General features: G+C 62.0%; 10 protein-coding genes. 2 read left to right on the top strand and 8 right to left on the bottom strand.

Going from position 1 to position 11,223, the window contains the following annotated elements:
* Positions 1-2: 2 nt before the first annotated feature.
* The 8 genes from DK926_RS22265 to DK926_RS22230 form a co-directional block, all read right to left on the bottom strand.
* On the bottom strand, positions 3-2,006 hold the full coding sequence (locus DK926_RS22265) for an enoyl-CoA hydratase-related protein (RefSeq protein ID WP_114332227.1): 2,004 nt from the start codon (positions 2,004-2,006) through the stop codon (positions 3-5).
* Complete coding sequence (locus DK926_RS22260; protein WP_114332226.1) at positions 2,003-2,647, bottom strand: 3-oxoacid CoA-transferase subunit B; 645 nt, start codon at positions 2,645-2,647, stop codon at positions 2,003-2,005. Before DK926_RS22260 ends, DK926_RS22265 begins: the two co-directional genes overlap by 4 nt.
* Positions 2,648-2,650: 3 nt before the next feature.
* A complete protein-coding gene (locus DK926_RS22255; RefSeq protein ID WP_207890892.1) occupies positions 2,651-3,334 on the bottom strand; it encodes a 3-oxoacid CoA-transferase subunit A in 684 nt (227 codons plus the stop codon).
* Between the two features lie 432 nt (positions 3,335-3,766).
* Positions 3,767-4,474 carry a TetR/AcrR family transcriptional regulator gene (locus DK926_RS22250; RefSeq protein ID WP_114332225.1) on the bottom strand — a complete coding sequence of 236 codons (708 nt, stop codon included), beginning with the start codon at positions 4,472-4,474 and terminating at the stop codon, positions 3,767-3,769.
* Between the two features lie 99 nt (positions 4,475-4,573).
* Positions 4,574-5,359, bottom strand: a complete 786-nt coding sequence (locus tag DK926_RS22245) for an SDR family oxidoreductase (protein ID WP_114332224.1) — start codon at positions 5,357-5,359, stop codon at positions 4,574-4,576.
* Positions 5,360-5,404: 45 nt separating this feature from the next.
* Complete coding sequence (ribB, locus tag DK926_RS22240; RefSeq protein WP_114332276.1) at positions 5,405-6,646, bottom strand: 3,4-dihydroxy-2-butanone-4-phosphate synthase; 1,242 nt, start codon at positions 6,644-6,646, stop codon at positions 5,405-5,407.
* A 119-nt stretch (positions 6,647-6,765) separates the two neighbouring features.
* On the bottom strand, positions 6,766-7,659 hold the full coding sequence (locus DK926_RS22235; RefSeq protein ID WP_114332223.1) for an acyl-CoA dehydrogenase family protein: 894 nt from the start codon (positions 7,657-7,659) through the stop codon (positions 6,766-6,768).
* Positions 7,656-8,783: an acyl-CoA dehydrogenase family protein gene (locus DK926_RS22230; RefSeq protein ID WP_114332222.1), complete on the bottom strand. Its 1,128-nt coding sequence runs from the start codon at positions 8,781-8,783 to the stop codon at positions 7,656-7,658. Before DK926_RS22230 ends, DK926_RS22235 begins: the two co-directional genes overlap by 4 nt.
* Before the next feature lie 175 nt (positions 8,784-8,958).
* Between DK926_RS22230 and DK926_RS22225 the strand changes: the two genes are divergently transcribed.
* Together DK926_RS22225 and DK926_RS22220 are read left to right on the top strand one after the other, a co-directional pair.
* On the top strand, positions 8,959-9,585 hold the full coding sequence (locus DK926_RS22225) for a TetR/AcrR family transcriptional regulator (RefSeq protein WP_114332221.1): 627 nt from the start codon (positions 8,959-8,961) through the stop codon (positions 9,583-9,585).
* A gap of 29 nt (positions 9,586-9,614) precedes the next feature.
* On the top strand, positions 9,615-11,201 hold the full coding sequence (locus tag DK926_RS22220) for an AMP-binding protein (RefSeq protein WP_125833441.1): 1,587 nt from the start codon (positions 9,615-9,617) through the stop codon (positions 11,199-11,201).
* Positions 11,202-11,223 lie beyond the last annotated feature (22 nt).

The following is an 11,223-nucleotide window of genomic DNA, read 5'->3' as shown; positions in this document are numbered from 1 at the left end:
GGTCATCGGACCGACTCCAGAATTCTTCCGATGAGCTCAGGCATCTCGCCTCGCGTCGCGGGCTCGGCGGACGCGAACGATAATGGGCACGAGCGGTGGACCACCGCGAGTACGTCGATTACGTCCGACGGATCACGCAGAGCAAGTGCACGAACCGGGCCACCGAGCCATTTCGGAAACGCGAACCCTTCGGTCATCGCGACGTCGATGTCCGACGCGCGGCCTGCGATGCCATTCTCGACGAGACTCGCCGCAGCGCACACCATCGAGCCTTGAACACGATCCCTGATCTCGTCCCCGTCGATCGATCGTGGAGCGACCCCCGCGTCCCTGCGGGCGTCGTCGATGATCGAGGCCGCCACCTCGTCGGGAATGCCGCGCTTTGCCCCGTCCGGGTAGGCGTACCAACCTGCCCCCGTCTTCTTGCCGAGTCTGCCTGCTTCGCACAGCCGGTCCGCAATCGTGACGTAGCGTTGCTCGGGATCGCGATTCGGTGCCAGTCGCTTTCGTCTGGCCCACGCGATGTCGAGACCCGACATGTCGGCCACGGCGAACGGCCCGATGGCGAAACCCAGCTCGACGAGCGCGGCATCGACCTCTGCCGGCGACGCACCTTCCTCCACCAGGAACTCTACCTGCGAGCGGTAGTCGGCGTACACACGGTTGGCGACGAAGCCGTCGCCGATACCCGCCGGGATGGGTGACTTGCCGAGCTTCGCAACGATCGACGCCAGGACCGCGAGCGTGCTGCCGTCGGTCGTTCCGGCGCGGATGACCTCGACGAGGGGATTGCGGTCCGGCGGGTTGAAGAAGTGCAGACCCGCGAATCGTTGTGGCCTGTCGAGGGCCGAGGCCATCTCGTTCAGGTCGAGGTAGGAGGTGTTGCTGACGATAACGGCGTCGTCTGCAAGGTGTGGTTCGAGCGAGGTGAGCAAGGACTTCTTGACGTCCATGTCCTCGAACACAGCGTCGACGATCAGTCCGGTCTTGCCCAAGTCTGCGATCGAATCCGTCACTGTGATATCGGAATTCGCAGTCACTCGGTCCAAGGCCTGGCGATTGGTGTCGTACACGATGACGTCGTAGCGGCGCGCGCGGAACGCACGAGCCAACGCAGCTCCCATCGTTCCTGCACCCGCAATTCCAACGACGGACACTGCCGGTGCCTTGGCCTCGGTGCGCAACGCTTTCGCGGCAGCGCTCTTGGCGAAGAACAGATAGCGCAGGTTCGACGACTCGGCGCCGACGCGCAGCGAGTCGAACAGCAACCGTTCCTCCGCCAGGGCGTCGGATGCGTCGATGTCTACGCCGCGGCACACGGCCTCGATCGCCGCAAGAACGTTGGGTCGCGCTCGCTTCGACGCAATCGCTCGCGCCGCGTCGATCTCCTCGACGGAAGCAGCAGGCGCAGTGCGATCGCGCAGACGGTTCTTGCCCTGCATCTGCTGCGCACGCTCCGTTGCAGCGTGCACGAGGTCCGCTGATTCGACGACCTCGTCGACCAGGCCCAATCGCAGTGCCTCGTCCGCCTTTACCCGTCTTGCGGATGCAACGAGATCTATCGCAGCCGGCACACCGACAAGCCTGGCACCACGCACGGTACCGCCTGCTCCCGGCAAGATTCCTAGAGTGACCTCCGGAAAGCCCACCGCGGCAGTAGTATCCGCAATCCGCGCGTCACATCCGAGTGCTAGTTCGAACCCGCCGCCGAGCGCAAGACCGGTGATCGCTGCGACCACCGGCACGGTCAAAGTCTCGATACGTTCGATAACCGCAGGCAATTGGGGATCGACAAGAGGTCGGTCGAACTCAGAGATGTCGGATCCAGCGTAGAAGTGTTTGTTCGCAGACGCGATGACGACGGCTCGTATGTCCTCACGCGCAGCAATACTGTCGAGTGCGTCGGCGAGGCCGCTGCGCATCGCCGCGTTGCCCGAGTTCACCGGCGGGTTGTCCATCGTAAGAACAGCAACGCCGTCCTCGACCGTAGTGGAGACGACGCTCACGAGGTGCGTCCGTCGACGAGATCGAGGCCGATACGTTCGGCGAGCGAGTCGATGTCACCTTCGTCGAAGATATCGAGCACCACCAGCTTGTCCGCGCCGGTCTCGAACAAAGCGATGTCGGTGTAAATCCTTTCGACGCAGCTTTTTCCGGTCAATGGGTACGTACATTCTCTGACAATTTTGCATTCACCGCTGCGCGAGAAAAGGTCCATGATGACGAAAACCCGCCGCGCCCCAGAAGCGAGGTCCATCGCGCCTCCAACCCCCGGAATTACCGACGGCGAATCCGTACGCCAGTTGGCCAGGTCTCCGTCTACCGACACTTGGTATGCACCCATGACACACACGTCCAGATGGCCGCCACGCATCATCGCGAAAGAATCGGCGTGGTGAAAGTAGGACGCACCGACGCCTTCGGTCACGTAAATTTTTCCGGCATTGATGAGGTCCGGGTCTTCGTGACCTTCTTCGGCAGCCGGTCCCATGCCGAGGAGTCCATTCTCGGTATGGAGAATTATTTCTCGGTCGTCGGGAATGAAATCGGCGACCAGCGTCGGGATTCCGATGCCGAGGTTGACGTACGAGCCGTCGGGAATGTCTTTCGCGACGCGTGCTGCGATTTCCTTACGTGAGAGAACCACGAGTCACACTCCGCTCTTCGTCGACGCGACCGCGTCGGAGACAATTCGATCCACGTAGATGCCAGGAGTGACGATTACTTCCGGGTCCAGCGCGCCGACGGGAACGATCTCGTCGACTTCCGCGACCGTGATCGCACCGGCGGGCGCCATCACCGGGCCGAAATTGCGACCTGTCTTGCGGTATACGAGGTTACCCATAGCATCGCCCGCGCGGGCCTTGATCAACGCGAAGTCCGCGAACAGGGGTTGCTCGAACACATAACCCTTACCGTCGATCTCGCGAACTTCCTTGCCCTCGGCGAGCTCGGTTCCGAATCCGGTACGGGTGAAGAACCCACCGATACCCGCTCCGGCTGCTCGAATGCGTTCCGCAAGCGTCCCCTGCGGAACCAGCTCGAGCTCGATCTCCCCTGCGTGGTACAGCTCGTCGAAAATCGTCGACCCGATAGCCTTCGGGAACGAACACACCACCTTGCGTACTCGCTTGGCGGCAAAAAGCTGACCGATTGCATCTCCACCGGCACCTGCGTTGTTGTTGATGACCGTCAGATCACCAACACCGCTGTCGAGGAGCGCTTCGATGAGCGTCACTGGCTGGCCGGGGGGGCCGAAACCGCTGATCATGACCGTTGCCCCGTCGCCGATTCCGGCTACAGCGTCAGCGGGGCTGTCGACCTGCTTGTTCATCACCACACAACTCTCGTTCTGTGCCGCCGACCGCGCAATTGCATCGACGGACTCGATGGGCTCGGACAATGTCTCGAATCTACCATCTACCAATCGTCTGGTTGACAGGGTTACGAGTTCTACGTCAACCCCGTCTTCCACGCTGTGAAGTGAATCATATTTTGCGATTTACAGCAACCGATCGTTTGGTAGACAAATGAAGTCGAATCAGCATCGTCGGTACCGAAAAAACTCGCGTCCCTCCGCGGCGTCGCAAATAGGCCGCCAATGTCGCAGCACGGTCGGTGCTGCACTATCGACCGAACCCACCGAGCGTTCGGCGCGCGGGCAAATTGTCGAAATCGACGGGGACGTCATCCGTCAACGATTGGCCGAAGCGACGACCGAAACGCCCACACCAAGGTGCGGGCGCACTTTCGGAATCGTGTCGCTTCAGCCAGGAACCAGCAGCTTGACTGCCATTCGTGCGTACTGCTCAGCGACTTCGCGGGGCTTCTGCTTCCCCTTCGGGTTGTACCAGTCCGGTATCGACGAGATGGCGGACATGATGAAAAACGTCGTCAGTCGAGGGTCGGAGGCGCCGGCAATTCCGCCCTCGTCCATCGCGGTATCGATGAACTCACGCAGCACACCGTCGTAATACTTGCGTTGCGATGCCATAAGCGGCCGCAGATCGTCGCTGGCGTGACGCCACTCGCGCGCGAAGAGGCTCGCTCTCTGGAGATGCGTGAGGTACCACAACGCGTACTCTTCGAGAAAAGCGCTCAGCTTCTCGATCGCGGGACCTGGGGATGCCCTATGCCGCTCGGCAATCTCTTGCACCTCGGCGTGCGAATTTTCGAAGATTTTGCGAAGAAGTGTTTCCTTCGTATCGATGTAGTAGTAAAGGCTACCTTTGAGCATCCCGAGGGCATCAGCCAAGTCCTGCACCGACGTCGAGGCGTAGCCCTTCTCCCAGAACAGGCGGATAGCAGTGTCGAGAACCTCGGCATCCCTCGATCGCCGTCCATCGAGCGGCTCACCTGAGTCACCATCGAACTTGACACTGCGCGGCCGCCCACGTTTGGGCTTGTCGCCGGCAGTGGCCGCACCCGATGGGTTGGACTTGCGGACCGTGGTCGCTTTGCCGGATGTAGACATATTCGACAGGCCCCCTGTTCTGAACTTCGATCTTGCGCGTTCTGCTCTGCCGCCGACTCACACTCTACCGAGACCACTGCAAACGACGGCGAGGGGCGCTCACGCAGCGTTCACACCGCCGTCCACGAAGAAGGCAGATCCGACGACAAACGATGCCGCGTCGGACAACAGCCACGCTGCCATCTCGGCGATCTCCTCGGGACGTCCGAGGCGTCCGATCGGTTGCGCAGCTTCAGCTTTCGCCTTGACCTCAGGATCGGCGAAGGCTTCCTCGGCGAGTGGCGTCATCGTCGAACCCGGAAGCACGGCGTTCACACGGATGTTCTGTGCCGCGTAGTCCAACGCAACCTGGCGCGTCAGGCCGAGGACACCATGCTTGCTGGAGACATAAGCCGGGAGATTCGGGTAAGCAATCGCTGCGGCAGTCGAGGCGGTGTTCACGATAGATCCGCCGCCGCCTGCCAGGATCGCGGGAATCTCGTACTTCATGCACAAGAACGCGCCGTTCAAGTTGATGTCCATGACGGTCTTCCACTTGTCATACTCCAAATCGACTACCGCGCCGCCCGCACCGATGATGCCCGCGTTGTTGAAGGCGCCGTACAAATCGCCGAACTTGTCGACTGCTTCCTGCACCATCGTCTGCACGTCGTTCTCGACGGTGATGTCCGCGCGCACGAACTGCGCCTCACCGTCGATGGCCTCGATCGCTTGCAGTGTTTCTTTGCCGCCGGCCTCGTTCACATCTACTGCCGTGATCCGTGCCCCGCGTCCGGCGAGCAGAATCGCTGCTTCCCTTCCCATTCCACTGCCTGCGCCGGTCACCAGGATGCTGCGGCCGGTCATGTCGAGTTGCGCGTATGCCTGGGGAACGGAAGTAGTCATGGTGTTCGCCTTTCGAACGTCGATTGGGTGGTCTGAGCAGACCGGTCAGATGGACACAGACTGCAGGAACTGGTAAGGCGTCTCGGGCAACAGGTGGCCCATGCGTTCACGCTTGGTCTGCAGGTAGTGGACGTTGTGTGCACCCCAGTGCACCGGAGCGTTCAACCGGGAGTGCACTTCGATTCCGCTCGCTTGCAGCGCGGACACCTTGTCCGGATTGTTGGTGATGAGCTCGACGGACGTGACACCGAAGAACCTCAAAATATCTGCAGCACAATCGTATTCGCGTGCATCGACGGGTAGGCCGAGCGCAGTATTCGCATCGACAGTGTCGACTCCGCGTTCCTGCAATGCATACGCCGCCAGCTTGTTCCCGATGCCGATCCCTCGGCCTTCCTGACCGCGAAGGTACACAAGCAGACCGTTGTGCGACTCGGCCACCAGCCGGAGACCATCGCGCAGCTGGGGCCCACAGTCGCATCGCTGCGAGCCGAGAGCGTCACCGGTCAGGCACTCACTGTGCACCCTCGCCGTGACGGGCATGTCGGAGCGGATTTCGGGACCGGTTGTGAGAGCGACATGTTCCACGCCAGAGACTCGATCTTGAAAGACATGCGCCACGAATGTACCGAACTCGGTATCGATAACGGCGCTCGACAGCGGGGCAGGTGGCACCTCGTGCCTACGCCGATACGCGACCAGCTCCTCCACGGTGACAAAGGGCAAGTTCCAACGTTCCGCGAAGTCGGTCAGTCCGGATCCCGACACGGGCACACCGTCGTCGTCCACCAGTTCGGTGATGACCGCAACCGGCTCCTCGCTTCCCGCCATACGCACGAGGTCGACGCCCGCCTCGGTGTGGCCACGCCGTGTCAGAACTCCCCCGTCGACAGCAATCAAGGGGAAGACGTGGCCGGGCCGACGCAGATCGGCCGGCGACGTCGTCGAGGCCGCCAATGCATGGACGGTCATGCACCGAGCAGAGGCCGAGATGCCGGTACCGGCCTCTCGTGCATCCACCGTCACCGTGAACGCGGTACCCATGGCGTCGGAGTTGGACGCAACCATCAGCGGAAGCGACAACCGGTCCGCGCGAGCCGCAGTCATCGGGGTGCACACGATTCCGCTGCCGTGGCGCAGAAAGAACGCCATCTGCTTCTCGGTGACGAGGTGCGCATCCATGATCAGGTCGCCCTCGTTCTCACGATCGTGGTCGTCTGCGACGACGACCATTTCACCGCGGGAGATGGCCTCGACTGCTCGTTCGACCGATCCGATTCCCGTCATGACATCCACCTTCCGAGTGATTCCACGCGGCGATAGCAATCGCATTACTACCAACCGTTCGTTCGATACTGTAACCCCCGGTTGCAGTGTGTGACAAGCACCACGTCGGCACCACCTACTCAGCGGCCCGAGCGGGCCAGCCCTGCAACGAGGTCGCGAAGAGTGACGAGATGGCGGAGGTAGTAGTGCAGCCCCATCTCCCAGGTGAACCCCATGCCGCCATGCACCTGTACAACCCGCTCAGCCACAACGATCGCTAGATCGATCCCGTGCGTGGATAGATCGAACGACCTTGCAGAATCGGCGGCTGCCCACAGGACCGACGTCTCCGCTTGTTCTGCGTCGATGTGCGCGTCGGCGAGAATGTGCTTCACGGCCTGGAACGAACCGATCGGTTTTCCGAATTGGTCCCGGCCACTGACGTAGTCGACGCCGACGGATACAAGACGGCGGGCTATTCCTGCCGCCTCTGCGGCCCACAGCACGGCGAATTCGCGAGCGGCAGCGTCCGACAGCGTCGTTGCGACGGGTATCTCGGTGAGCTGCAGGGTCGGAGCAAACTCCAGACGCGAAGACTCCGGCATGTCGATCACCGACGGGGCGTCGACCGCATCCAGCAGGACCACCGACGGGAACTGCCCGAACGGGACGACTGCCCAGCCCTGCATGGTCTGCGGCGTGGGAACGGCGACCGAGACCGGACCGTCGTGAGAACGGGCAGCCGCACTGTGACGCCTGGTCAGCAAAGTGATGACCAACGGCAACGGTACGCAGTACTCACCCCAGACAGAGACGACGTCGACGAGATCACGAAGTGTCAGCGCATCGTCGTCGTCGCCGTCGGCGATCTGGGTCCATCCCGAATCGACGAGTGCCTTCCAGCTCATCGGTGACTCCGCCTCGGCGAAGGTCGCGATGTTCGCGCTACCGACACTGCGCTCGAGAATGTCGCGAATGCCCTCGGCGGCAGCGCTTCCCATGTCCGACGGTAGTGAAACAGTGGTGGTGTTCATCGTGGCAACCCCAGGACTCGTTCGCTGATGATGTTTCGCTGTATCTCGGAGGTGCCCGAATAGATGCTGCAGGACCTGCTTTCCAGATACTGGAAGCGCCAATGATCACGCAGCTCCGGTGTTGCATACCGAACGCCGGTCTCGGTGATCGTCTGCCACAGCTCGCTCCACAGGACCTTCAGGATGGACGTGGCGCGCACGAAGGCTGCCTCGTCACCTTCCAGCGTGACGGCCTTGGAAATCTGCCACCGAACGAGATCGGTTCGGCGGTCGAGATCTTCGAGCAGATCGGCCCGACGAGGGTTGTCTCCGCACATATGTTGCAGCAGGTCCATGTCGGCACGCATCTCGACGTATCGACTTGCCGCCTCGACGCCGCCGCGCTCGTTCATCAGCGTGGTCATGGCGACTTTCCACCCGTCACCCTCGCCTGCGATCAGTTCGTCGTCGGCGACGAAGACACGATCGAAGTGAACCTCGGCGAAGTGCGTCCCACCGGAAATCTGCCTGATCGGGGTGATGTCGATGCCCGGCTGCTTCATGTCGAGGAGGAACATCGACAAATTCTTGTGCCTGCGCGCTTCGGGGTCGGTACGCGCCAGCATCAGGCATCGGTCCGAATACGCCGCGAATGACGTCCAGATCTTGCGTCCGGTGACCGCGTAACCGCCGTCGACCTTCTCTGCGCGGCAGCTGATCCCCGCGAGGTCCGAACCCGCACCCGGCTCCGAAAACCCTTGACACCACGTCTCCAGCCCCTGCAGGATCGGCGGCAGGAACCGCGCACGTTGCGCCTCGGTACCGTGGGCGATCAGGGTCGGCGCGGTAAGGATGCGCCCGATGCGGGCCAAGCCGTCGGGGGCTTGAGCCCGCGCAGCGAGCTCGCTGAACGCGACTTCTTCGGCCAAGCCGAGTCCCTGACCGCCGAATTCGGATGGAAGCGACAGGCCCGAGTAGCCGGCCTTGTACAGCTGCCGGTCCCACTCTCGACGGATGTCGATCGATTCCTCTTCGGCGAGGGTGCCCCGGTGCTCCCGCCACCGCTGCGGCACGTTGTCCTGCAACCACTGGCCCGCGGACTCAGCGAACTGGGCGGAATGTTCGGTTGGAACTTGTTGTGTCACGCGGTGCAACTCCGTTCACGACTGGGGAGCTAGTCTCCCAAACGATTGGTTGATAACGTAAGCCGCAGTTTCCCTTTGTGTCAAGCGCCACGTACACTGACTACCAAACGTATGGTTGTGAACGCTTTGGCTCATCCGTTGTGTCAGTTCGAACCGCGACCTTAGGGGAGGCACCGTGTCGGCGTCGACGAATTCAACCGCTTCGCCAGCCCCCAAGCAGGGGGAACGCAGAAATCGCGACAGAGAGGTGATGGCAGCCGCCGTCCGCATCTTCTTCGAGAAAGGCTACAGCGGCGCATCGCTTCAAGACGTGGCCAACGAGGTCGGCGTACTCAAGGGTAGCCTGTACTACTACTTCGCCTCGAAGGAAGACCTGCTTCTCCGCATAATGAAGGAGTCGCACGCGCAGTCCGAGGAGATTTCCCGAGAGATCGAGGCGAAAGGCTTACCTGCGGTCGACGAGCTGTCCGCACTGCTCGAAGCATTGATGAAGTGGTACCTCGGCAACGTCGAGCGCGTTGCCATCTATTTCAACGAACGTCAAAGACTGACGGGGCCGCGGCTCGAGGATGTCCAAGCCGAAGGCCGCCGCTTCGAACAACGAATCTACGATCTACTGACAGCAGCCAAGGAGGACGGGGCCTTCGCCCCCGAACTCGATCTCCGCCTGTCTGTCCGACTTTTCCTCGGCGCTCTGAACAGCGTTCCCAGCTGGCACCGCCCAGGACAAAAGCATCGGATGTCGGACACTGCCATCGCCGAACAATTCGCCCGCATGACCATCAAATCAATCGCGCCCTGACACTGGACGCGAACTCGAAGGATCCACAGGTGAGTTCTCCCGACACCACCCGCGCAGCCACCGATCACACGATCACTGTCGCCGACTGCATCGAACGCCATGCGCGTAACCGCCCCGACGCCCCTGCACTGATCGAACCGTTCGGCCGAACAGTTGATTATCGGGAGCTCGACCACTCCTCCCGAGCACTGGCAGCGGGCCTTCGAAAGCTCGGCGCGCAGCGTGGAACTCGCATCGCCACGTTTGTCGATGACAGCGCTGCCTACGTCGAGTTGTACATCGGGGCGGCGCGAATCGGCGCGGTCATGGTGCCAATCAACACCCGCCTGACCGCAACTGAGGTATCGGTTCTCGTCGAGGATTGCGATCCTCTGATCGTGGTCTGGACAGGCAAGCACACTGCTGTCATGAACGATGTCCCGACGGAAGGTCGCGTCAGCGTCGTGCTCGACGGCGACCGCTCGGTACCGGGTTCGGTCGCGTTCGAGGATCTCGTGTCGACGCCGGTCGACGATGCCGAGACACCGGACCTCGATGCTGACGATCCGTACATCATCGGCTACACCAGCGGAACCACCGGACGACCCAAGGGCGCTGTTCTGACGCACAGGACCGTCCGAGCGATCGCTGAGTCCAACACTGCTGCATACCGACTCCCCCGGCACAGTGTCGCCGCACTGACGGGATCCATGTCGTTCGTGGCAACCGTTCCCGCGCACGTTCTCACACACCTGCGTATCGGCGGTGCCATCGTCATTCTCGGCCCGTGGACCGTCGAGAGTCTTCTGAACGCTGTCAAGCAGTACTCGGTGACATTCACCTACGTGCCGTCGCCCGTCATCGATGAGTTCGTCGAGACCGTGACGGCATCGCCCGAACGCATCGCCACCCTCTGCACCGTGCTGCACTCTGCCTCGAATGCCGGCCCTGAGAAGCTACGGGCACTGTACGACGCCGTCGGTGACCGGTTGGTCGAGGGACTGGGCATGACAGAGAACTCGGGTGGACTCGTCACCGCAACCCGCGAAGGCGATTTCGAGCCGTCGAGCGCAGCTTCGGAGCCGTTCCGATCGGTCGGACGCGCCGTCGACGGCACCGAGGTCGATGTCCGCGACGAGAACGGCGCGCCGATCCCGCACGATGGGGTATCGGTGGGCGAGATAGTAGTTCGTTCTCCTGCATTGATGACCGGATACTGGAATATGCCCGACGCCACCGCACGTAGCCTCGTCGACGGCTGGTATCACACGGGCGATCTCGGCTCGATGGACGCGGCGGGCTTCGTATACGTCAGCGACCGCCGCACCGATTTGATCGTCAGCGGTGGGATGAACGTCTATCCCTCCGAGGTCGAGTCCACAGTCGCCGCGCATCCTGCGGTCGCAGAATGCGCAATCGTGGGAGCCCCGCATCCGCGGTGGGGACAGTCCGTTGTCGCGGTGGTCGTGCTTGTCGACGGCGCGCGACTGACTCTCGCCGACTTGCAAGGTCATTGCCGAAAGTCTTTGGCGTCCTATAAGAAACCGACCCGACTGGTCATCATGGACTCTCTTCCGCGCACGACGAGTATGAAGATCAAACGCAACGTCGTCCGGGATGCTGTCCTCGCGGGCTGAGCGCGGCCGCCACACAACGAGG

Origin of the sequence: Rhodococcus sp. Eu-32 (assembly GCF_003336925.1) — a bacterium.
In the GTDB taxonomy this organism is placed as follows: Bacteria; Actinomycetota; Actinomycetes; order Mycobacteriales; family Mycobacteriaceae; genus Rhodococcoides; species Rhodococcoides kyotonensis_B.
This window is presented reverse-complemented; position numbering and strand designations above follow the sequence as displayed.

Coding starts and splice junctions, on each gene's coding strand:
- DK926_RS22245 (WP_114332224.1), bottom strand. CDS start 5,359: ATGACTACTTCCGTTCCCCAGGCATACGCGCAACTCGACATGACCGGC.
- DK926_RS22235 (WP_114332223.1), bottom strand. CDS start 7,659: ATGAACACCACCACTGTTTCACTACCGTCGGACATGGGAAGCGCTGCC.
- ribB (WP_114332276.1), bottom strand. CDS start 6,646: ATGACGGGAATCGGATCGGTCGAACGAGCAGTCGAGGCCATCTCCCGC.
- DK926_RS22250 (WP_114332225.1), bottom strand. CDS start 4,474: ATGTCTACATCCGGCAAAGCGACCACGGTCCGCAAGTCCAACCCATCG.
- DK926_RS22255 (WP_207890892.1), bottom strand. CDS start 3,334: ATGAACAAGCAGGTCGACAGCCCCGCTGACGCTGTAGCCGGAATCGGC.